General features: G+C 38.7%; 21 protein-coding genes and 1 pseudogene. 9 read left to right on the forward strand and 13 right to left on the reverse strand.

Features of this window, described 5'->3' with window-relative positions; genetic code table 11:
- Positions 1 to 43: 43 nt before the first annotated feature.
- The 9 genes from GRFL_RS14755 to GRFL_RS18100 all read left to right on the forward strand — a co-directional run bounded on the left by GRFL_RS14755 (position 44) and on the right by GRFL_RS18100 (position 10,231).
- A complete protein-coding gene (locus GRFL_RS14755) occupies positions 44 to 1,426 on the forward strand; it encodes a M16 family metallopeptidase (RefSeq protein WP_083645350.1) in 1,383 nt (460 codons plus the stop codon).
- On the forward strand, positions 1,426 to 2,805 hold the full coding sequence (locus GRFL_RS14760) for a M16 family metallopeptidase (RefSeq protein WP_083645351.1): 1,380 nt from the start codon (positions 1,426 to 1,428) through the stop codon (positions 2,803 to 2,805). Before GRFL_RS14755 ends, GRFL_RS14760 begins: the two co-directional genes overlap by 1 nt.
- A 140-nt stretch (positions 2,806 to 2,945) precedes the next feature.
- The gene (locus GRFL_RS14765; protein ID WP_139839218.1) at positions 2,946 to 3,479 is read left to right on the forward strand and encodes a hypothetical protein; all 534 of its coding nucleotides are present in this window, start codon (positions 2,946 to 2,948) and stop codon (positions 3,477 to 3,479) included.
- An 82-nt stretch (positions 3,480 to 3,561) separates the two neighbouring features.
- The gene (locus GRFL_RS14770) at positions 3,562 to 5,922 is read left to right on the forward strand and encodes a TonB-dependent receptor (protein WP_083645353.1); all 2,361 of its coding nucleotides are present in this window, start codon (positions 3,562 to 3,564) and stop codon (positions 5,920 to 5,922) included.
- Between the two features lie 345 nt (positions 5,923 to 6,267).
- Complete coding sequence (locus GRFL_RS14775; protein WP_083645354.1) at positions 6,268 to 7,599, forward strand: site-specific integrase; 1,332 nt, start codon at positions 6,268 to 6,270, stop codon at positions 7,597 to 7,599.
- A gap of 250 nt (positions 7,600 to 7,849) precedes the next feature.
- Positions 7,850 to 8,857 (forward strand): potassium channel family protein, encoded by a 1,008-nt coding sequence (locus GRFL_RS14780; protein WP_083645355.1) that lies wholly within the window; start codon positions 7,850 to 7,852, stop codon positions 8,855 to 8,857.
- A 114-nt stretch (positions 8,858 to 8,971) separates the two neighbouring features.
- Positions 8,972 to 9,292, forward strand: a complete 321-nt coding sequence (locus GRFL_RS14785) for a four-helix bundle copper-binding protein (RefSeq protein ID WP_083645356.1) — start codon at positions 8,972 to 8,974, stop codon at positions 9,290 to 9,292.
- A 287-nt stretch (positions 9,293 to 9,579) separates the two neighbouring features.
- Positions 9,580 to 9,828 (forward strand): Rossmann-fold NAD(P)-binding domain-containing protein, encoded by a 249-nt coding sequence (locus GRFL_RS14790; protein WP_083645357.1) that lies wholly within the window; start codon positions 9,580 to 9,582, stop codon positions 9,826 to 9,828.
- 103 nt (positions 9,829 to 9,931) lie between these two features.
- Complete coding sequence (locus GRFL_RS18100) at positions 9,932 to 10,231, forward strand: SDR family oxidoreductase (protein ID WP_083645358.1); 300 nt, start codon at positions 9,932 to 9,934, stop codon at positions 10,229 to 10,231.
- 582 nt (positions 10,232 to 10,813) lie between these two features.
- Here the strand turns inward: GRFL_RS18100 and GRFL_RS14800 are convergent.
- The 13 genes and pseudogenes from GRFL_RS14800 to GRFL_RS14850 form a co-directional block, all read right to left on the reverse strand.
- Complete coding sequence (locus GRFL_RS14800) at positions 10,814 to 13,105, reverse strand: multicopper oxidase family protein (RefSeq protein ID WP_083645359.1); 2,292 nt, start codon at positions 13,103 to 13,105, stop codon at positions 10,814 to 10,816.
- Between the two features lie 30 nt (positions 13,106 to 13,135).
- Positions 13,136 to 13,996: a DUF3347 domain-containing protein gene (locus tag GRFL_RS14805; protein WP_083645360.1), complete on the reverse strand. Its 861-nt coding sequence runs from the start codon at positions 13,994 to 13,996 to the stop codon at positions 13,136 to 13,138.
- Between the two features lie 93 nt (positions 13,997 to 14,089).
- A complete protein-coding gene (locus tag GRFL_RS18045) occupies positions 14,090 to 14,464 on the reverse strand; it encodes a hypothetical protein (protein ID WP_086047670.1) in 375 nt (124 codons plus the stop codon).
- 223 nt (positions 14,465 to 14,687) lie between these two features.
- A pseudogene (locus GRFL_RS14810) lies at positions 14,688 to 15,466 on the reverse strand (M90 family metallopeptidase).
- A gap of 14 nt (positions 15,467 to 15,480) precedes the next feature.
- Positions 15,481 to 15,693: a heavy-metal-associated domain-containing protein gene (locus tag GRFL_RS14815; RefSeq protein WP_083645361.1), complete on the reverse strand. Its 213-nt coding sequence runs from the start codon at positions 15,691 to 15,693 to the stop codon at positions 15,481 to 15,483.
- A 20-nt stretch (positions 15,694 to 15,713) separates the two neighbouring features.
- Entirely contained in the window at positions 15,714 to 17,972 is a 2,259-nt protein-coding gene (locus GRFL_RS14820; protein ID WP_083645362.1) for a heavy metal translocating P-type ATPase, read from the reverse strand.
- 247 nt (positions 17,973 to 18,219) lie between these two features.
- The gene (locus GRFL_RS14825; protein WP_083645363.1) at positions 18,220 to 18,540 is read right to left on the reverse strand and encodes a four-helix bundle copper-binding protein; all 321 of its coding nucleotides are present in this window, start codon (positions 18,538 to 18,540) and stop codon (positions 18,220 to 18,222) included.
- A gap of 143 nt (positions 18,541 to 18,683) precedes the next feature.
- Positions 18,684 to 19,250 carry a helix-turn-helix domain-containing protein gene (locus GRFL_RS14830; protein WP_083645364.1) on the reverse strand — a complete coding sequence of 189 codons (567 nt, stop codon included), beginning with the start codon at positions 19,248 to 19,250 and terminating at the stop codon, positions 18,684 to 18,686.
- Positions 19,251 to 19,262: 12 nt separating this feature from the next.
- A complete protein-coding gene (locus GRFL_RS18105; RefSeq protein ID WP_169833977.1) occupies positions 19,263 to 19,439 on the reverse strand; it encodes a hypothetical protein in 177 nt (58 codons plus the stop codon).
- Positions 19,440 to 19,512: 73 nt separating this feature from the next.
- Complete coding sequence (locus GRFL_RS14835; protein WP_083645365.1) at positions 19,513 to 21,315, reverse strand: efflux RND transporter periplasmic adaptor subunit; 1,803 nt, start codon at positions 21,313 to 21,315, stop codon at positions 19,513 to 19,515.
- 11 nt (positions 21,316 to 21,326) lie between these two features.
- The gene (locus tag GRFL_RS14840) at positions 21,327 to 21,755 is read right to left on the reverse strand and encodes a DUF305 domain-containing protein (protein ID WP_083645366.1); all 429 of its coding nucleotides are present in this window, start codon (positions 21,753 to 21,755) and stop codon (positions 21,327 to 21,329) included.
- A gap of 75 nt (positions 21,756 to 21,830) precedes the next feature.
- Entirely contained in the window at positions 21,831 to 22,541 is a 711-nt protein-coding gene (locus GRFL_RS14845; protein ID WP_026754891.1) for a PepSY domain-containing protein, read from the reverse strand.
- A gap of 31 nt (positions 22,542 to 22,572) precedes the next feature.
- Positions 22,573 to 23,799, reverse strand: coding sequence for a permease (locus tag GRFL_RS14850; RefSeq protein ID WP_070237428.1), 1,227 nt, complete (start codon positions 23,797 to 23,799; stop codon positions 22,573 to 22,575).
- Positions 23,800 to 23,801 lie beyond the last annotated feature (2 nt).

The raw sequence follows: 23,801 nt of genomic DNA on the forward strand, positions 1-23,801 counted from the left end.
AGTCAAGTAATTACAAACTTTCTTAAACTATAAACTACAGCTTATGAAAAAAACAGTCACGTTGCTGTTGATGCTGGGAATGCTTATACCGGCATTCGCCCAGGATTCCAACCAACAGCAATCTAATGAATTCCATGTTCCTGTGGAATATTACAAACTGGATAATGGCCTTAAGGTGATCCTTTCGCCAGATGATACTTCGCCAACGGCAATTATTGCAGTTTATTACAATATCGGGTTCAGGATCGAACCTAAAGATCGAACCGGTTTCGCGCACCTTTTTGAACACATGATGTTCCAGGGCTCTCAAAACCTGGGCAAAATGGAATTCATTAAACTAATCCAGCAAAATGGAGGAGTATTGAACGGTTCCACTCGTTTTGATTTTACGAACTATTTCGAGATCGTTCCTTCTAATAAACTGGAAACCATGCTCTGGGCGGAAGCCGATAGAATGCGTGGCCTGGATATTACCCAGGATAATCTTACTAACCAGCAGGGTGTGGTAAAGAACGAGGTAAAAGTGAACGTTTTAAACCAGCCATATGGCGGATTTCCTTGGCTGGACATGCCGCAGTATGCCAATACTAACTGGTATAATGCACACAATTTTTATGGTGACCTGAAAGACCTCGATGCGGCCAATCTGGAAGATGTGGAAAATTTCTTCAAGACATATTATGCGCCAAACAATGCTGCAATTTCAGTGGTGGGAGATTTTGATCCACAGCAGGCAAAAGCCTGGATTGAGCAATATTTCGGAAATATCCCTTCTGCGGAAGTGCCTCCAATTCCGGATATTTCAGAACCAAAGCAACAGGAAGAAAAGATGTTCGTGAAGAACGATTCCCTTGCCAATAAACCTGCAATTGCCATCGCATACCACATGCCGGAGCGCAATACCCCGGAATATTTCGCCATGGGATTATTGAACCAGATTTTGATCGAAGGCGACAACGCCTTACTTCAGAAAAAACTGGTAGATGAGTTGGGTTACACGTCCAATGTTTCTGGAGGGATCAATTACCTTGGGAACATGTTCAATTACAATGGCCCGATGCAGATGATGTTCAATTTCACTTACGACACAGATACGTCCCAGGAGGATATTTTAACTGCCGTAGATGAAGTTGTAGCGAGTCTTTCAGATGGGGTTACCCAGGAAATGCTGGATAATGCGATGGTCAAAATGCGTTCACAGTTGTACGATAATCTTGGCAGTACCTTTGGTTTGGGACGTGCCGATCTTTTGTGCAGTTTCGCCCTGTTTGACGACGATCCTTCACGGATCAATCATCTTGAGGAAGAATTTCGCAAAATCACACCTGAGACCGTTAATAAAACTGTTTCAGAATATCTGCGGAAATCCAATCGCACCGTTTTGCGCGTCAATCCGCTTCTTGCTAACAATGAAAAAGTGAACTAATGAAACAATCAGTATATATTTTCGTATTGGCGCTTTTAAGCATTTTTACTACCAGCGCTCAAAAACAAACTCCGCCACCTGGAGGAGAACCCAAGGGATTTAGCCTTCCGGAAAAAGAAGTGGTGAATTATGACAATGGTCTTAGCCTGGTCCTGGTGCCTTATGGCAGCCTGCCAAAAGCAACCATCAATATCACTCTGAAGACAGGGAACATCAACGAGAAAGAAGACCAGGTTTGGGTTTCTGACCTGTTGTCCGATTTGATGGAAGAAGGCACGAATAAAGATTATTCCGTAAAAGATCGCCTGGCAGGAATGGGGGGTAACCTGAATGTTGGAGTAGGATTGCACACCACAACACTCAGCACCAGCGTACTTTCAGAATTTGCTAAGGAAGCGCTACAGGTACTTACCGATATTTTAACCGATCCAAAACTGCCGGAAAGTGAACTTGAACGATTGAAAAACAATATGAAAAGGAACCTTACGGTTTCTTTGTCACGTCCCGGCTCCCAGGCCAGAAAAGAATTTTTTGCTGAAATGTATCCAGACCATCCTTACGGAAGACTCTATCCAACCAGCGAGATGGTAGATTCTTATTCTCTGGAGGATGTAAAAGCATTTTATAATGACAATTTCGGTGCACAGCGAACCACGGTCTATGTGGTGGGAATGTTTGATGCAAATGCCGTAAAACAACTGGTTGAGCAGGAACTTGGAAACTGGAAAAAAGGCCCTTCAGTAGATTATTCGGTCGCAGAGGCCCAGTCGAATGGTGCCACCCGCATACTGGATCGCCCGGGAGCTCCGCAATCGACTATTTACTATGGGTTGCCAGTGGCCGATCCTTCCAATGAAGATTATATCGCCCTGGACATTACCAATTCACTTCTTGGCGGATCTTTTGGTTCTCGTATCACCAGTAATATCAGGGAAGACAAAGGCTATACCTATTCTCCTTACAGTTCTTTATACGCCAATTACAAATCTGGTTTATGGTTCGAAGCCGCCGATGTGACCACCGAACACACGGGCGCATCTATCTCGGAGATCACGAAAGAGATCAAACGTTTACAGGAAGAAGCGCCGACCCAGGAGGAGTTACAAGGTATTCAGAATTATGAATCTGGTCTTTACGTACTTCAGAATTCGACTCCGGGGGGAATCATTAGTCAGCTGAATTTCCTGGATATCCATGATCTGCCGGAATCATTCCTGGTTGATAAAGTCAAAAATATCAACGCGGTCACTCCGGAAGATGTTCAGAAAATGACCAAAAAATACATTGATCCTGAAAAAATGACGCTGATCGTGGTGGGCGATAAGCAGGTTATCCAGAACCAGGTAAAAGAAACTATCCAGGAGCCTGTGAAAGAGTAAGTTTGTTTTTAATTTTGATTAGAAAAATGTCATCTGCTACAGGTGGCATTTTTTGTTTGGGAAAATCTTTTCTGCTTCTTCGGAATAGAAAAAGGGCTGGTATTAACTACAAATCGAGCGATTTTCATACTTTTAAAAACATGTTTCGAAAAAGACCATTTCAGAAATCACTGTCGGTTTTCATTTTGCTGGCGCTGCTTTTCAATTTTGGAGGATATATGGTCTTCTTTTATGTTCATTTACACCAGATTAGGAGAGAAGCGATCGTGAAGATCCAGAACGGCCTGGAGATAGAGGACCTTGTAAAGATCAGTTTTGGGAAGGAAGAATTGGATCACGTGAACTGGGTGGAGGATCATGAATTCCGGTTTGAAGGCCGAATGTACGACGTGATCTTTTCCGAAAAAAATGGTAATAAAACTAACTTTTATTGCTATGATGACAGTAAAGAAACTTTCCTTTTTTCCGCCTTGGACCGAGTGCTGAAAAACCTCAAGAATACTCGCAAAAACAATCTTTTTAAACTGATCAAGGTCTACCCGCAAAGCGAACATCCAGCATTTCAAACTACGACCGAATTTGTGGTTTCCCAGGAAATAATACCTGATTTCTACAAAAACCTCTTTAAAAGTCTGCCTGGAACCGTGCAGATTCCCCCGCCAAAATTCAGCTGATTTTCTTCAGAGTTTAAAAATCTACATCCTGTGATGACATGGGATGCACCCAATTTTTATACAATTTTAAAATAGTAAAAAAATGATTAAATATTACCTGGCCTTTTTAGGCTTTCTGGTGGGATTTTCTATCTTCCCACAACAGGTGAAAGGTATCGTTCAGGATGCCGAAACAACCAGTCCGCTTCGCGGTGCCAGTATTCGAACTACCACTGGCGAAATCTATATTACAAAAGAAAATGGCCAATTTTCCATTCCTTGCGAAACAGGATTGGAACTCCAGGTTTCTTTTGTAGGATATGAACCTATTGATCTGAAAGTATCAGATTGTTCTAAATTTCTAACTATTTCCCTTCGAACCGCTATTGATGACCTGGAGGAAGTCCAGCTTTCAGGCTTGCTTCACCGTCAACAAACGCTGGAGAAACCGGTCTCTGTGGTCCATGTGGAAAAATATGAACTGGAACGCGGTACTGGCATCTTCCTGGATGATGCCATCAATACGAATGTTCCCGGCGTCACAATGAACCGTCGCGGGGTTTCCTCGGGCCAACAATTCAATATTCGCGGTTATGGAAACGGAATTGGTTTCCGTGGAGCGACCAACAATTTCGATGGGCAGGGATACAAAGTCTACTACAACAATATCCCGATCACCGATGCCGAAGGAGTCACCTTGATGGATGATATCGATTTTGCAAGCCTTGGACAGGTAGACGTGGTAAAAGGTCCCGCTGGAAGTTTGTACGGTTTTGCTATTGCCGGGGCGATTAACCTGGAAACAGTAAAACCCCAGCCTAATATTACCGCGCTGAAACAAAATGTGACCATTGGTAATTATGGCCTGGCTCGCTTTACCACACAATTTCAACATGGGACAGATCGTACGGGATTACTGGTAAATTATGGTCACCAGACTTCAGATGGTTATATGAGTCATAATGCTTCACAAAAAGACTACGTCAATGCTATTTTTGATTTCAGACCCAATGACGATCAGATTATCAGCACCTATTTCGGCTACAGCAATAGCTATGATGAGCGAGGCGGGGAGTTGACCATCGAGCAGTATCAAAATCAGGATTACAGTGGAAATGCCCGCTACATCAAGAATAATGCACATAGCGAGGTGACGGCTTTTCGTGCCGGGCTCAGCCATTCCTACCAGTTCAATTCCTGGTTGCAGAATGCCACTACTGTTTTTGGCTCCGGAAGGAGTACCAACGCCAGTTCAGCAGGTGGATGGACCGATAAGGATCCTATTAATTACGGAATACGTTCCGCGTTTGACTTCCATTTTGATGTTGCTGAAACCATTTCCTTAAACGGTATCGCCGGTCTGGAATTTCAGCAGCAGCATGCTAATAGTTTGAGCTACCGGATGGTTGAAGATCCGGAGAATCCTGAAGGTTACAATATCACTGGCGCCATTCGCAGCAACCAGGCTATTCAGTCAAAAACCAATACACTGTTTACGCAATGGACGCTGGCTTTTCCTGAAGATCTTTCTCTTACGGCAGGAATCAGTACCAGCAATCGCAGTATTGACACCGAAGATCGCCTCTACGATCCTGAAAGTGATCTAAACCGCGATGTACATGCTCGATATGAGGGGCTTGTTGCTCCACATATTGCGATAAATAAGGTCTTCAGTGAGCAATTTTCGGTATATGCTTCTTATAGCAAAGCCTACAATACCCCGGTTTCCGGAAATATTGTGATTGCTACTACCGGCGAACTGAACGAGGGGCTCCAACCCGAAGTTGGTAAACAGTTTGAGGTTGGCTCCAAGGGAAATCTTTTTCAGGATCGATTGTTTTATGAGTTAGCAGTTTTCCAGGCGAAGTTCCAGGATAAATTCACATCTGTTGCGGTCCCGGCGGGCGATGGCACTACGGCCTATACATATGTGGCGAACGGAGGAGAACTCGATAATAAAGGAGTGGAAATGCTGCTGAAATTCAATGCCTACCGTGCCGAGACGGGCTTTTTCAGCAATATTGATATTTTCACCAACATGACCTATTCAGATTTTGAATATGGGAACTATCGCTACCAGTCGCTTGATGGTGATGGGCAGCCTGTAACCGCTGATTACAGCGGAAATATGGTCGCCGGAGTAGCTCCATGGGTGGTCAACGCCGGAATTGATTTTCAAAGCAACTATGGCTTCTACGGAAATCTAACCTATAATTATCGCGATGCCGTGGCATTTACATCAGATGGGGAAAATGTAGCCGATCCTTACAACCTGCTGAATGCGAAAATAGGCTACCGCACTGATTTTGGGAAATTTCAGCTGGATGCCTACGTGGGAGCGAATAACCTGACGGGCACCCAGTATTATTACATGCTTTTTCTGAATCAGTTAGATGATGCTTATATTCCTGCACCATTAGATACGGTGCTTTACGGAGGAGTAAGTCTTAATTACCAGTTCTAATAAACTATAAAGCCGGAATGTGTATTCCGGCTTTTTATGCTTTTCATAGACTTATTGAGAAGTAATTATATGTTAAAAAATAAAAGCCGAAGTGAAAACTTCGGCTTTTTAATTCCTGTAGCGAGACCGAGATTTGAACTCGGGACCTCCGGGTTATGAAAATATTCTGCTAGAAGTCAAATCTATCTAAAACACCTGAAAATCAATTAGTTAATGTTGTTTTGATAAATTTTGATATTATATAATATGGCCTAAAATCAACCGATTCTGTACTTATTCTGTACTTATTCTGTACTAGTTTTTAGGTGTAAATTATTATATTACAGGGTTTTAAATCCTAACTGTATGGCAAATTTAAAGATTGTTTTGAGGAAAAACATGAAAAAGAAGGATGGAAGGATACCTCTGGCCTTAAGAATTAGCGAAAATTATAAAACGAATTATGTTTGGCTGGGACATTCTGTATTTGAAAAAGATTGGGATAACGTTGCTTGTAAGGTTAAAAAGACTCATCCAAACTTTAAGCAGTTAAATAACTTTTTGATGAAAAGGATGATTGAAGTCAATGATATCTATTTCAATGCAGAGAAAAAAATTACGCCAAGGCAAATAAAACAAAAATTAAAAGGGCCAGATGGCTCTAAATCTTTCTTTACTGTTGCCACTGAACATATTCAAAGTAAATATGACACGGGAGTTTTTTCAGTTGCTAAAGCGCAGTTATCAATACTATATAATATTGAAGAATTTATACAACTAAAGAATTCGAGAAGTAAGGCAAAAATCATCCAAGAAATTAAACAAAGACGGTTAAAGCGAGTGAGCGAGGCAAGAAGATCTAAATATCACTGGATGGATGGCGTTGCATATTTTAAAAAAAATGATAACCTAAGATTCAGGGATATTGACGAATCTTTTATTAGAAAATATAAGACATTTTGTTCTTCTTACCTGAATCATAAACCAAGGACAATAACCAATCAGCTTATTTTCATTAGAACTCTTTATAATATTGCAATTAAAGAAGGAGTAATTGCCCAGAAATATTATCCTTTTGCTGGTGAGAAAGAGAAAATTAGAATATCCTCAGGTAATAAAATTGGATTGAATGTAGAAGAAATTGAGAAGATAGAATCACTCGAATTAGAGAAGTACTCAACTATATGGCATACTCACAACATATGGTTGTTTTCTTTTTATTTTGCCGGGATGCGAATCTCAGATGTAATTAAATTAAAATGGTCTGATTTCAAGGATAAACGTTTATACTATGTCATGGAAAAAAATGGTAAACCTCTAAGTTTAAAAATTCCTGATAAAGCTAGGATTATAATTGATTACTATCGCCCAGATAAGAAATTCAATAATGGATATTTATTCCCTTTTTTACGGGAAGTAGATCAAACTCAAGCCGAACAAATTTATACACGGACAAAGAGTACCACTAAACTTCTCAATAAATATTTAAAAAGAATAGCTAAACTCTGTGGCATTGATAAAACATTATCGAATCATATAGCCCGTCATAGCTTTGGAAATATTGCAGGTGATAGAATTCACCCTTTAATGCTGCAAAAATTATATAGACATAGTGATTTAAAAACCACTTTAAATTATCAGGCAAATTTTATTCATCGTGATGCTGATGAAGCTCTGGATAGTGTTATTAACTTTTAATTTGAGATTATCTTTCTTAAGTTTAATCTTATGATAATCCTTACATTATGTAATCTTTACTTGATTTCTTATATAAAATCTAAGCTTTAATTTTGACACCGGATATTTTTCACCATCATTTAAAAATTTTAATATCCTGAATAGAATGGCTCGATACGGCATGAACTTAGACCAAATTTTATTTAGTTCTCTATCAAAATAATTGAATGCCTTAATTTTTCGGCCTTTTTAACTAACCAAAAATACCTATATGGAAATTTATCTAATTATCGGAATAATCCTGTATGTCGCCATAGTTCTGGATATTCTGCAAACCACTTTATCCATGCAGGGCGGGGGTTGGCTTACCAGCCGTTTTTCACATTTTTTCTGGAAGTTTTTATTGCTGATTTCTGGCAGGAACGGTAATTCTAAATTGCTGGCCCATGCGGGTTATTTTCTACTAATTTCTATTGTGCTAATCTGGGTATTCTTTTTATGGGCGAGCATGGTTTTTATACTTTATTCTTCTCCTGGCTCTATTATAGATAGTACCACAAAAATTCCGGCCGGTTTCTGGCAAATTACGTATTATAGTGGATTTACGGTTTCAACTTTAGGAATGGGGGATTATGTAGCCTCCACCGATCTTTGGAGGGTACTTACCACGATATATTCCTTTACAGGGCTTATTCTCCTCACCATGTCTGTCACCTATTTTATTCCGGTCCTTTCAGCAGTCATAGACCAGCGTAAACTTGGCATAAGTTTAAGTACACTGGGAAGCAGTCCCGAAGAAATTGTAATGAGTGCCTGGAATGGTGAAAATTTCGATCGGCTAACAGGTAAAATTGATGAAATTTCAGACTCCATAATCAAATATAGCCAGCAACACCGGGCTTACCCGGTAATTCACTATTTTCATAATAATAAAGGGAAAAATGCGATTATTCTGCAACTGGCAAGGCTTTATGAAGCTTTGTTGATTATTTCAGATCAAATTAAAGAGGAATTCAGACCTGATTCTAAAGACATAAAACCACTAATAGTAGCTTATGATAATTATTTTGAAGTAATCGCCGAGGTAACCCACATGAGGCTCTTACCTTCGGGCCCTCCGGCTTCAACTACTCATAGGCTTTTAGAAAAGGAACTTATACTGGAGAATTTTGATACGGATGGGTTTTCAGCAAAGGTGAGCAAAAATCGTCTATTTTTCAAAACTTTAGTGCGTCAGGAAGGATGGAATTGGGAACATGTAGACACAAAATATTCTTAATTATTTTACATCTAAGTTAAAATAATTTAAAACAGAAAGACCTTAGCATAATTTTAAAAGTAATTTTTAATGTGCATGCTTAATTTTATGTAGAATCAAAAAATTTAATAAATTATGAGAAATGAAAAACTAATTAAAGCCCTTGGAAATTGTATTAACCATTGTAATTTTTGTGCAGATGCCTGTCTTGATGAAGATGATGTAAAGATGATGGTAGATTGTATTCGTATAGACCATGTTTGTGCTGAAGCCTGTTCTGCCTTAAGTCAAATTTTAGCAACCAGTTATAAAGATGTACAGGGGTTAGTTGATTATTGCAAAAAAGTATGCGAAAAATGTGCTCAGGAATGTGATAAACATGATGCACAGCACTGTAAGGATTGTGCGAAAGCATGTCGCGAATGTGCAGAAGCTTGTGCTACTTTTAAAGCTTAAAGATTTAAATCAAGTTTTGTTAAAAACCCGGCCACGTCCGGGTTTTTTTGAAAAAATTTGGAAGGTGACAGTGAAGTTGGTGTGACGATCCTGATGTGAAGCATATGAATTTAAATCCCATAAAAGAGATAGGGTAGATGGACGAAGTATAAAATTTATAGTATAATATAAGGCATGGACAAACCGGCAATTCAGGCAAATAAAGAAGTTATTGTTGTGAGTGGAAGCAGTGGGCTAACCATATTAACGAACTTGCTAAAAAGTATCTTGTCGTAGGGCTGGATAATGTGGGTTATCCCTTTCCTCCACCCACGGCAGAATGTGTATGTATAGACTTCACCTCAGATACCAGTATAAAAAATGCCTTTGAACGAGTACGTTTTGCCTATGGAAATAGAATTGCCTCTGTGGTGCATCTTGCGGCTTATTATGATTTTTCAGGAGAATCCAGCCCTCTTTATCAAAAAATTACTGTGGAAGGCACCGAAAGGCTTCTGAAAGAATTACAGGATTTTGAAGTGGAGCAGTCTGGGTAAAAACAAGGTTTATCCAAAAACCTATGCCTGTGGGAAAAATATACCAGCCGGAAGTTGCGGCCAGGGCCATTGTAGAAGTCGAAAAACAGTAGATCGGCTAAGGATGGTAGGATACCCTACGATTCAAACAATTTTACGAAATAAATTAGTGCCCGATTTTCTTGACCATTATATGGCAAAATACGGGATTGAGGGTCAGTTAACAAATGAGCAAGAAGATCCACACAGAAAAGATAACCTTTGGGAACCCGTACCAGGCGATCCGGGTATTTATGGCGATTTTAAGGACCGCGCGCAGGATTATAGTACCTTTGATCAGATTTACGAACACAAAAAAGTAATAGGGGTTTTTGGTGTCCCTATGCTGGGAGTGTCAATCCTTACACGAATAATGAAATCCTAAATGCTTTAAAAAGGAATTTGCAAAAATTATCTGGTCGGTTTAAAATAAAATGAAAGGTAAAGCAGAATGACACATAATTATAAAAAACTGGAATTTAGCTGCAACTATTGACGGTTCCGTGCAATAGAATCCCATCAGAGGAAGATGGAGTGATTAATGCCTCCGTGAACCTTTAAACAGAGAAACTGAACAATTTTATTTATGATCAGATTACTACGAACCTTCTAAAAAACATTAAAAAAAATAGCTAAAAAGAAAAAATAAAAGTCTTTCTAATCACACCGCCAGACATACAAGATTGCCGGCGATTCCATTAATCCTTTAATGCTACAAATTATATAGACATAGTGATTTAAAAACCACCTTGAATTATGGGGCAATTTTATCCATAAAGAAGCAGATGATGTACTGAATAGTGTGGTGAACTTCTAAAAAACAACATCTGCCATCTTTTTCGATTGTTAATTCATTAATTTTTACAAGTTGGAAATCTAACGCCGTATGAAAAACCTAATTTCCTTTTGGATGACGTAGAAATTCTATTTTTGAATTTACCAATGATGGAATGGACATAATTTTCCATTAATAATTTAAATTAAGACCGACTCCAAAACCCATATCACTGTCGAAATGAGTGGTAATCCCCAAATTACGTGTTGTGATATAACGCAAACCAGCCATATATTCCTTATCTGTATTCCACATCAGGTTCATACGCAACCTTTGGGTTACGGGTATATCATTGCGCTCAAATTGTAACCTGATATTACCGTCCGTAAATATTTCTGCTTGTGCCATTACCAACATCGGTAGGGTGTAATTGACTCCTATGCTCACTAAAGAGCGTTTATCTTTGGTGTTTTTTTGGCTAAACAAATTTTCCTCAACCTCATTATGTCCCAATTTTCTATAGCGCCAATCAAACCCAACAAACGGTATCAGCCACTGCATTTTTCCAATATACCTTCCTATGTGTGTTTCTGTTTCATAACCGTGCATATCATTGTAGCCCAAACGCCATTCGGTGCCAAAACTCCATCGTGTACTTTGAGCCATCAGCAATCCATCATTTCCGTTGGTCGCAAAATCGTTTTCTACCATCAGGTGGAAATCCCGGTCGTCACCTTTTAATTTTCTTAACGCCAATTCAGGGTTTGGTATCAAAGGATTTGGCTCTTGGTTTTCATAACTGAAAACCCTGCCCATACCGCTCATCATATGGTACAATATGTGGCAGTGAAAAAACCAGTCGCCTTCTACATTGGCCTCAAACTCGATAACATCGGTTTCCATAGGCATAATATCCACTACATTTTTTAGCGGTGCATACTCGCCTTGGCTGTTGAGCAACCTAAAGTCGTGGCCGTGCAGGTGCATCGGGTGTCGCATCATTGAATTGTTATACAGGGTAATCCTTACTTTCTCCCCTTTTTTTATTAATATTTTATCGCTTTCTGAAATAACCTTATTGTCCAAGCTCCAAACATAACGGTTCATATTGCCGGTTAACGTAAAGTGCAGTTCCTTTATGGGTGCATCCTGTGGAAGTTTTGTTACCGTAGGCGATTTCAACATAGCGTAGTTGAGGGTCGTAATGTTTGCAAGTTCGTTGCTCTTGTACATAGCTTCGCTCATCTTCATTCCATCCATATCCTGTTTTCCATCGATTTTGTGGCCATTAGGATCTTCGCCATCCATTTCCATTTTCTTGTCTTTTCCGTTATCCTCAGGACCGGTTATTTCAGGATACATCACCACGTTCATATCCATTTGCTGCATACTCATACTCATTCCCATTTGGTCCAGATCGCCGTTCATCTTCATCATTTCGTTCATCATTTCCATACCTTCAAAATATTTCAGTTTTGGAAGCCGTTCCGTAAGTTTTTTGATGCCCTCTCCAAGATATATGGAAGCCGATTTTGTACGGTCTTCCGGTGTTACTAAAAATTCAAAGGCAGTATTGTCCGCAGGAATGGTAACAACCACATCATAGGTTTCTGATACAGCAATAAACATTCTATCAACATCCACAGGTTCCACATCATTACCGTCGTTGGCCACCACGGTTATTTTACCACCGGCGTAGGTAAGCCAAAAATAACTGGAAGCACCGCCATTTGAAACGCGCAGCCGTACTTTATCGCCAGCTTTTAAGCCCTTGAGGGATGTATCTTCATTTTCACTTTTGCCATTGATGAGGAATTTGTCATAATACACATCGCTCACGTCCATTGCAAGCATCCGTTTCCATTCATTATGAAGTTTTGTTTTAAAGTGCCCCTTTTTAATAGCCTCGGCATAACTCTGTGTAGTCCCTTTTTGTATGGCAAACCAGTCGGATGCGTTGTGGAGCATACGATGCACATTTTCTGGTTTCAAGTCCGTCCATTCGCTCAATACTATGGGAATGGTGGGCAGGTCGTCAATGCCTTTTCTGAAGGTCTTATCGTCCGGTCTCTTGTTCAAAATCATAGAACCATACATACCAATCTGTTCCTGAAGCCCAAAATGGCTGTGGTACCAATGGGTCCCGTGCTGTATGATTGGGAAGGTATATTTATGGACGCTATGCGGCGGAATGGGCATTTGGGTAAGGTAAGGTACGCCATCTTCCTTATTGGGCAAAAACAGACCGTGCCAATGCAGGGCTGTTTCTTCATCCAACTCATTGTGCACATAAATTTCGGCAATGTCGCCTTCTGTGAACGTTAGCGTTGGCATTGGTATTTGTCCGTTCACTGCGATGGCACGTTTTTCCTTACCCGTAAAATTTACGATGGTATCACGAACATATAGGTCGTAGCGCACTATATTTTGTGCCTTTATGGAAAGCGTTTCGAGAAACAGGATTATTATTATAATTTTTTTCATTTTGGTATCAAAAATCAAATTTTATTGAATTCAATTTTTAGTGTCAATAGTTTCCACGGTAGAGCCACAGCTTAACATTTGAGAACCATAATAGGGATTTTTAACGGTCTTGTCCTTGCTCAACCAATTGGCATCCTGCATTGGGCAGTATTGGTAATAAAGGGTCTCATTGGTATCGTAAACAGAAATTATATCGTGCATATATTTTGACAGAACCTTAAATGTTTCCCGTTGCTTGCCAATATCCTTGGTTGCTGCAATGCTTTTTGCGGCTTCCATTAAAGATGGCATTACCTTGGTTACAGCGGTTTGCCCTTCCGCCGTCAACGCTTCTGTTTTCAAGTTTTTTAATATAGTCAACCATTCCGCAGATTTTCCATTCGCTATCGTCGCATTGGTTTTTACCAGGGCATCTTTTATAGCAAAATAATTATTGAACACGGCTTCCATTGGATTTGTTTCCGTCATTTCAGGCATTGTCATTTCTTCCATTGGTTTATTTTTTTTCTTCTCCATTTTGGTATGGTCCATAGCCCTTATGGGCTGCTTTTGCTGTCTTTCGTACTTGCAATATTCGGCAAGTTGTGCATAAGCAGCATCCGGTGCCAGATATTCGTCGTTGTCATAACCTGCCAACGCGATGCGTTTTAATATTTCGTCCCGATTTGTTTTTTCGGAATCGAAGCTTATTTCTGCCATTTTGCTGTCCTTGTTCCAAGTAACGCTGGCCACATTTTTAAGCTTTCCCGCATTTTCGATAGCTGATTTACACGTATCGCAGTTACCGAGAATTTTTACAGTTTCCCTTGTTGGGTTTTTAATTTGGGCGAAGCCCGTAGTTGTTGATAGCACCACCGATAGCACTATCAATATGTTAAATATTGATTTCATTATAAAAGATTTGAATTATTTGATACGTTTTAATTTTGAAAACAAGAAGTTCGTTTTCAATCTGACATAGCTTTGGCTGTCAAGGTAGATGAACTAACTTAATTTTGGCGGGGACCAAATCTGGAAATAGACTGGTTTTGGCTGTTGTTTTGCATAGTTCCAAAGATTTTTGAAAGCAGCCATAGCAACAGGATTTGATGCTTCTGAAGTTGAAGAATAATTTATTGGTAAAATTGTGGTTGATGGGCAATGGCAGGAAATACTTCCACAGGTTCCATCGCAATCCTTTTCTTTCTTGTCTTGGCTTTTATGACCCTTGCAACAATCGCTCTTTGAGTGTTCTGCACTATCTGCACAACTGATTTTTTCAGATGGGTGGGAAAGATCAATATGTGCCCATACGCTCGTTGGCACTAAAAAAATGCCAAGGGTAAGTACAATTATCACTATTTGAATCTTTTTTCCCATTTTGAATAGCGCAGCGAATTTAGTGAAAAAAGCAATCCGTTTTACAGCTCGGTCTTCTGTAGAATTAAATATGCTTTTACTCTTAAAGTTTATCCAACTTCATCAGTGACAATTTCAGAGCTCAACATTTTGGGAAAAGCTTCTAGTACCAAAAAACGATAGAATTAATGAATGTGCTCCTCTTCATTCTGTTCTTATCAATCCATTTTAAGACCTCACATCTTTAGGCAACATCAGTCATTTTTTGATTAAAACATTTAATCACATTTTGAATAATTCGGGATGTTTCTTTTTTAGGAAGTCTGGACGTTCAAAAAAATACTCTGAAGCAACGGCCAGGAATTCAGCTTGATTGGTTCCTCCATATTTTCTAATAGCAGAATGGTTATCATTTATCGCTTTCATCTCTTCATGGATTAAATTTAATCAAGGTATTGCATATTGATGTTCCCTTAGCTGTTCTGGCACACCGTCTGTTCTGTCGTCCAACTTATCTATAAGATGTACGAATTCGTGTATGCCGGTATTACTTTTATCGCTGGTATTTTTAAAGCCGTGGTATAATGCTTTTTAAGGAAGTATCATCTGTTTCTCGAACCTTCCATTCCCAACTATTCCACCAATATTCCATGCGTTATCCTTACTACTAGAGTGCATATCCTCATTAAATTTATCTGGATATAAAAGGATGCCGCTTAAATTGGTGTAGTGCCATTCTTCGAAGCCAAAAACAGGGATTACTGCGCTTGCCGCAATTAAAATCTTGTCCAATTCTTCCAATTCAAGCTTCACAGTGTCGATATAGACCTCACTTAAAAATAGCATCATTTTTTGCTGAAAAATCAGCTGCCTATCTTTTGAAAGGTTTCTATAAAACAGCACATTATCCATCAGTAATTTGTGCCAATGCTCTGGAAATGGCTTTACGCTATGGCGTTTCGCTTTTCTATAAAAATGAACAGCAAAGAGAACAATCACAACCGAAATTAAAATGTAAACCATATTAAAAAAACGTATTAATCTATAGGTTCGGCTTTAAATCCCACTTTTTGCAAAACCGATTTTACATCTTCTTCGGTTGCACCATCGCTTTCAATGGTTAGGATTTTATCAGGATTAGAGGTATCTACTTCCCAACTTTCTACACCTTCTTGTTTGTTTAAAAAAGGGGTTACTTTTGATACACACCCACCACAATTGATATTTGTTTTAAATTTTAAAGTTTTCATAGTATTGAATTTATTTATTATTAAAGTTTTACTCGTTTAAGTCTTAAGCTATTTGCAACAACAGATACACTACTGAATGCCATTGCTGCGCCTGCAATCATCGGGTCCAATAAAAAACCGTTTACGGGATACAGAATTCCCGCTGCAATTGGAATACCGATGATGTTATAAATGAATGCCCAAAATAAGTTTTGACGTATGCCCAACACGGTTCTTTTTGACAGTTCCAATGCTTTTGGGATGGATTGCAAATCTGACGTTATCAAGGTCATTTTTGCGACATCCATTGCTATGTCCGAACCTTTACCCATTGCAATACTTACATTGGCTTGCGCCAAAGCGTGCGAATCGTTGATACCATCGCCAACCATTGCGACTATCTTTCCATCTGTCTGTAATTTTTCAACAAAAGCGGCTTTGTCCGAAGGCATTACTTCGCCCTGGTAATTTGAAATCCCCACCTGATTTGCCACGGCGGAAGCCGTTTTATTGTTATCTCCCGTGAGCATATAGACCTCGATGCCCCTTTCTTGAAGCGTAGCGATGGCTTTTTTTGAAGTTTCTTTAATCCTGTCCGCAATTGCCAGTATCGCAAGCACTTGATTTTCGTTACCCAAGAATATGACTGTTTTTGCCTTCTCTTCCAGACTTTCTGCTGTTTGTATCAAAGAAGCGTCGATTTGAATATTCTTTTCGACCATAAGTTTATGGTTGCCCACATAATATTTTGAACCATTCTCTGATTTGGCCTTTACACCTTTTCCCGTGATACTTTCGAAGGAAGTAATTTCTGCTTGTACAATATTTTCCTCTTTTAAATGATTGACTACCGCTTCTGCCAAAGGATGTTCTGATTGTGATTCGATAGCCAAAAGAATTTCCTTGTATTCATTTTTATTTTCAAGCTTATGCTTCCAAAAAATGTCGGTTACCAATGGTTTTCCTTCCGTAATCGTACCCGTTTTATCAAGGATTACTGCATTCACTTTATGTCCAAGCTCTAGACTTTCGGCATCTTTTATCAAAATATTATTTTCCGCTCCCTTGCCGATACCCACCATTATGGCAGTCGGCGTTGCCAAGCCCAGGGCACAGGGACAAGCGATAACCAATACGGCTACCGAGGTCAATAAGGCTTGTGAGAAGGCATTATCGCCTCCTACTGACATCCAGACAATGAAGGTTACAATGGAAATACCCAATACCACAGGAACGAAAATACCGGCAATCTTATCGACCAGTTTTTGAACGGGGGCCTTACTCCCCTGCGCTTGCTGCACCATTTTAATGATTTGGGAAAGCAGGGTTTCCCCACCTACTTTTTCAGCGGTAAATTGAAAGCTCCCTTTTTGATTAACCGTACCAGCAAACACCTTTTCCCCTTGGGATTTCTGAACTGGCACGGGTTCTCCCGTAATCATACTTTCATCTACATAAGAGCTTCCCTTGGAAACTTCGCCATCTACGGGAATCTTTTCTCCGGGACGTACCAAAATGGTCTGACCCACCTGTACGGATGAAATAGGGATTTCTTTTTCTTCCCCATTCTCAATAATTTTAAGGGTTTTAGGCTGAAGGCCCATCAGTTTTTTTATGGCCGAAGATGTATTTGATTTAGCCTTTTCTTCCAATAGTTTCCCCAAGGAAATAAAGGTAATAATGACGGTAGCCGCTTCGTAATATACGTGAGGCTCGATGCCACGACTCAACCAAAATTCAGGAAAGAAAGTGTTAAATACACTAAAGATGAAGGCGATTCCGGTACTCAAAGCGACCAAGGTATCCATATTAGCTTTACCGTGTTTGGCCTGCTTGAACGCATTGATGAAAAAGCTACGCCCGAACCAAAAAAGAATGGGAAAGGCCAATACCAAAGAAATCCACTTCCCTGGTTCCCATTGCATATAGAACATTCCCAACACAAAAATGGGGAGCGTAAGTATAGCCGACCAGATAGTACGGTTTTTTATGTCCTTATAATGCTTTTGTTGAAGTTCTTGTTGTACTTCTGAAGGATTCTCCGCATCAATGATAATGTCATAACCCACTTCGCGAAGTGCATTTTGAAATTGATTAGGACTCAACTCTTTGTCGTAATCTACAAGAACAGAACTGCTCGCAAAGTTTACGCTTGCATCAAATACGCCATCTGTGTGTTTTAATACAGATTCAACACTTGATGCACACGATGCGCAGGTCATTCCTGTAACAGGGAATGATTCTTTTATACCCTGTTTGTGGTTCTTTTCTTTAGTTTCAAATATGTTAATTGTCTCCATAATCGCATTCTTATTGATACACTACAAAATTCAGGATTTAAAGTCTTTAGTATGTTGCGTTATAAGCTGAATGATTTGTAGAATTATCTTGGTAACGGTTGTTAAATTGAAACTAATCGAATTTCTACTCCAAACAAGGTAAGTTATACCCAATTTTCAATAAAATAAAAAAAACCACAATTTTAGCTGTGGTCTTTGGAAATTTGAGGTGGCAGCACCTAATTATGCTTAATAAAAGTGAATTGTATTATTTTAAATATTCCTCACAAGCTTTCTCACATTTTCTACAGGCGTCTGCACATTCTTGACAATGTTTATGGTCGTGCTTAGAACATACATCAGCACATTTTTTACAAATATCACGGCATTGCTCTACCATACTTCTTACATCTTTATAATTTGACGCAAGCAAATTTGCTGTTGCTCTACAGATTTCAGCACAAGCCCTATCAGTTCTTATACAATCTACCATCATCTTGATGTCGCCTTCGTCAAGACAAGCATCTGCACAATAATTACAATGTGTTACACAATTATTTAAAGCTTCGATTAACTTTGAATTTTTCATAAATATTTAAGAATTAAAATTGTTAAAATTAGTCCACTAATATAGCAGACATTAGTAAGGACAATTTAATATTTGAAGTAGTGTTTTTTGTTATGGAATATGCCGAATGATTTGTAAAATTTTCGGATTAACAGAGTTTAACATCAAATCTCATCCAAAGATTTGCGATTCTGATTTGTGCTTTTTTTAAACTGTGTAGGTGTCATTCCTGTAACCTTTTTAAACTGATTGCTTAAATACGCGACACTACTATAATGTAGTTGAAAAGCTATCTCACTCAAGGTTAATTCATCGTAAACTATAAGTTCTTTAACACGTTCAATTTTCTGGTTTATGATGTACTGCTCGAACGTAATACTTTCTACCGACGAAAAAAGTGAACTTAAATATTTATAATCCAAGTTAAGTTCGCCTGTAACAATATCTGCCCATTTGAAATCGAGCTCCTCGGAAGAATGATGGATTTTATCTACAACCAATGTTTTCAGTTGTTCAATAAGTTGACTTTTACGGTCGTCAATCAAACTAAAACCTGAATTTTGAAGCGCTTTGGAAAGACCATTTTTGGTCTGGACACTTAATGAAGAAACTAATTTAACCTCCCCCAGTTTTATAGAAACATACAGTATTTCAAGTTGTTCCAAAATATTAGATACCGCCGAGATACATCTTGGGCAGACCATATTTTTAATATGGATAATCTCATTCATATAGTACTTGTTTCAAAATAATTTTAATCCAGATTTGTATAGAGAATAATAAACAGCAGCTATTGCAGCAACTACAAAAATCAATACTATCACAACTAAAGCGATAATTTTATCTTTTCTTGAAATATCACTTTTAGGCTGATGTTTCTTTCTGTCATTTTTTCTTCTATTTCTTCTACTTTCACTCATTATCGTTCGCCGTGATAAAACCAAAATTAATTTATGGTCTTATTCAGATTACTTGATTAATCCATAATTCGCTTTATTGTAAAGTTGCATTTACTTCGCCACAGGTTAACATAGCCTCTCCATAATATGGGTTTCGCACCTCTTTTTCCAAACTAATCCAATAAGCTCCCTTATTGTTATCGGCCATTGGACAAAACTGGATATATACATTTTCGTTAACACCAAAAAGTTGCACGCTACTTATCATATGCGCAGAAAGATGTTTAAAATGTGCTCTTTGTGTTGCTATATCTGAATTGTTCTCAATAGTATTAGCCGAGGTCTTTAGTTCTTTTTGAATGGTCATCCAATGGTTATGTGCTTTTTCATCAGATAATAATTTCATATCCACTTTTTTCAAAGATTGGTTTATTTGTTTTCCTGCCTGTTGAGCGCCCTTGGCATCATCATTTACCAAAGCATCTTTTAAAAGGATATAATCATCAAAAACCTGTTTTAACTGATTCTGAAATTTGTTTGAAACTTCAATCCTTTCTTTCATTTGAGAATGGTTGGCTTCATTTGTATTTTCTCCAGAATTATCTTCTTGCATTCCCAAATGCCCTTCGTGGCCTGTCATTGTTTTACCACCAGATGCATTCATCATACTTTTTTTTCCCTGTAATTGTGCAGCGGCATCTACGGTAAACGTTCCGTTAGTTACGACTTCATCTCCATTCTTTAAACCTTCAAGAATGGTATAACTATCGCCATTGGCATTGCCCAATAAAACTTCCCTCATTTCAAAAATAGCTTCATTAGGGTTTGTTTTGACATAGACTACAGAGCGTTCTCCCGTCCACATAACAGCGGTTGACGGTACGGAAACGGTATTCTCGGTGCTTGTTTGCGTACCCTCAATTATACCTTCCACAAACATTCCCGGTTTAAAGAGGTCTTTCTTATTTTGCAAGACCGCTCTTACAACCACCGTTCTAGTTGCAGAATTTAATAAGGGGTCGATGAATGAGACTTTTGCATCAAAAACCTCATTGCGATAAGCATTTGTGGTCACTTTAATAGTTTGCCCTTCTTTTAGGGATGCAATTTGATTTTCATAAGCATCAAATTCTGCCCATACTGTATTGAGATTCGCAATTTTATATAAGGGTTGTCCTTGCTTTAAATAATCCCCTTCTTCTACCATTTTCATTGTTACCGTTCCTGAAACGGTTGCAAAAACCGGAAAGTTTTCTTGCACTTTCCCAGCAGTTTCTATGGCGTTGATTTGCTTTTCGGAAAGTTTCCAAAGTTTAAGTTTGTTCCTAACAGCCTTATACAATTCTGGTTGCGATTCTTTTAATGATGAAGCGGTAAGCAGTTCTTGCTGTGCAGCAACCAATTCTGGCGAATAAATAGTTGCCAAGCGTTGTCCTGCTCCAACACGTTCTCCTGTAGAATTAACGTACAGTTTTTCTATTCTTCCTCCAAAATATGTAACCTGTACTGCATTTGACTCTTCATTAGCTTTTATCTTACCAGATAATTTAAGGGAATTATTTCCCATTTGTCCTTTTCCTACAAGTGATGTTTGGATATTGGCCAGTGCCATTGCGTTATCGGTCATTTTTATTTCATTGGCATTAAGACCATCTGCACCAGATTCGGCTGGAATTAAATCCATTCCACAAATGGGACAATCCCCAGGTTCTGGTTGCATAATCTGTGGATGCATAGAACACGTCCACATTTGATTAGAAGCAATTTCTTCTGAATGGTCGTGGGTGTCTTTCGCATTATTTGTTGCCTTGTCCGCAGAACCTCCACCGAATAGTAGAAAGCCGCCTAACAGGCCAACAATCAAGGCAACACTTATATAAATGATGTTTTTATTCATTTTAATTTTATTTATTTGTTATTTTCCAATCGTTTTATCATTGCTTTCATTTCTGCAATTTCCTTTTCTTGTGCCTTGATAATATCTTCAGCTAACTTTTTAACTTCTGGATCTTGGATATCAGCACGCTCACTTGTTAAAATCGCAATAGAGTGGTGAGGTATCATTGCTTTCATCCACAATATGTCTCCTACCGTTGACTTCTGATCGCGTACCAATCCTAATGCACCAACAAATAGCACAATGCTACCCAAAACAATGGCGATATTCTTCTTTTTGTTTTGGTACATATTACGCATCGCCACAAACATTATAATGGCCATAGCAGCAATACCCAAGCAACTCATATAAAAACGAGTAAGGCTAAAATAGACGTGATCTAATTGATAAGAGTTTAGGTACATTGTAATGTACATTGCCACAAATGATGCCGCCAGCATACCTACAAATTTTGTGTAATTGTTTTTTTTTGAATTTTGATTTGAATTTTCATTATATATTGATTTTAGTGTTACTTATTTTCGTTTCTTTTTAATTATTTTTCTAATGGTTGGGGATGACGTGTACCAAAGTAAAAAACCACTTAATACAGTAATCAACCCTAATAGTGAAAACCCTCGCAATACTAATGTGTTAAAATTGTCTCTACCTTGATAATCCATAGTGTGTGTCATCCAAAGGAAATCGAACCAACGCCAATCCCTGTGTCTTACCGTTTGAAATGCGCCATTTTCAATGGCCACGTAGGCCTTTAAATTTTGAGGTGTTTCATACGAAATTTCATACGCCGGAAGTGGACGACCACGATATTCGTGATGCTGCCCTACCGTATCGACCCGTTGAATTTCAGCTATTTTTAAATCGGTTAGCATATACCTATTTGCAACTTCTTGCGCCTCTTCTTCAGAAACCCCATTTTTCTTATGTCCTGTTCTGGCATTAATAAGTTGTGTTTCATTAATCCAATAGTAAGGTTCGTTTGCAATTTCCAATAGTTCTAAAGTTTGGATTGGTTGCTCTGTATCGAGTTGAGATGTACCGAGTAAATCGTTAAAAGACTTCTGTTTAGGTGCTACTTTTTTAAACTGGTCGCCGTGAATTTCATCTATATCTGTCCAACTGAAATACATCCCGCTAATCGTCCACATCAAAAACTGGATACCTAAGAAGATACCCAAGTAACGGTGTGCTTTTCTAATCCATTTTGCTGTTTTTCTGTTGACCATTATTGTTTTTACTTTATTCTTTATCTATATTTTAATTCACGAAAAATTTTACAATCAGTCCACCTGCCAACCATATATAACAGATATAGGCCGCATATTTTAAAACACTTTCAAGCAATGGACTTTTCGGTGCCATTTCGCTCATTGAGTGCTTTACATCCTTTCTCTTGAAAAACCCTAAGTATATGAGATATCCTGAAATTGCGAGAAAAGCCATATTCAAATAGAAGGTATAGTCAATTTTGAAATGCTCTTTGTCCTGTATTTTAACTTGTGATGTGTCAGGCAACATACCCAACAAATCGAAAGAGTAATGCAGAGCCAAAGCTGTTCCTATTAATGCCGTAAACAGTAAGAATAAAATGAACAGCGACATTTTCCACCCATAATACTTGGCGTTAATACGAAGTACAGGAAAGACTACCAAATCACTAAAAATAAAAGCCATAACCCCTGCAAAACTCACGCCCTTTCCAAAAAGCAATGCCGCCAACGGAATATTACCCATTGAGCCAATAAAAGTTAAAAATGCGGCAATAGGTCCTACAACGATATGTTCCAATATTTCAAGAAAGGTAAAGTCTGTATTGCCTTGACCACTATTGATAAATAGTGTCTGGAAGAAAGAATCGGGAACGAAGGCTGCGACGATACCTGCAATGGTAAAGCCAACGGTAACGTCCTTCCATACCATCTGCCATTCCATCTTATATTTTTTGGCAACCCTTGCCCAACTATCTTCTTTCTTGATTTGTTTTTTCCAATCTTTGGAATCATCCATTGAATCGTCATCTTCGTTCTCTAAATTCTTGCGCGCTTTTTCTATGAGCTTTTTAGGATTGATTATTCGTATCAAAATCCACGAAATAAGAATTAAAAGGATTCCACCTACATATTCGCCGACTACAAACTGCCATCCCAAAAATATGGAAATGATGATTCCAAGCTCAATTACGAGATTGGTCGATGCAAGAAGAAAAGCAATGGAAGACACAAAGCTTGCACCTTTTTTAAAGATAGATTTTGTGCCCGCTAAAGCCGAAAAACTACACGAGCTGCTTATAAAACCGAAAAACGTGCCTAAGAGTACACTTTTACCTTCACTCTCGTTCATTGTTTTTTGCATCCTTTTTTCAGTCACAAAAATCTGTATCATACTACTGATGATGTATCCCAAGATGAATGCCCAAAGCGCCATCCAGAAAAATCCGGTGGTCGTATAGGCCGCTTCGCCCCATTGTTTTAAGAATTCGCTCACAG

Source organism: Christiangramia flava JLT2011, from assembly GCF_001951155.1.
GTDB lineage: Bacteria > Bacteroidota > Bacteroidia > Flavobacteriales > Flavobacteriaceae > Christiangramia > Christiangramia flava.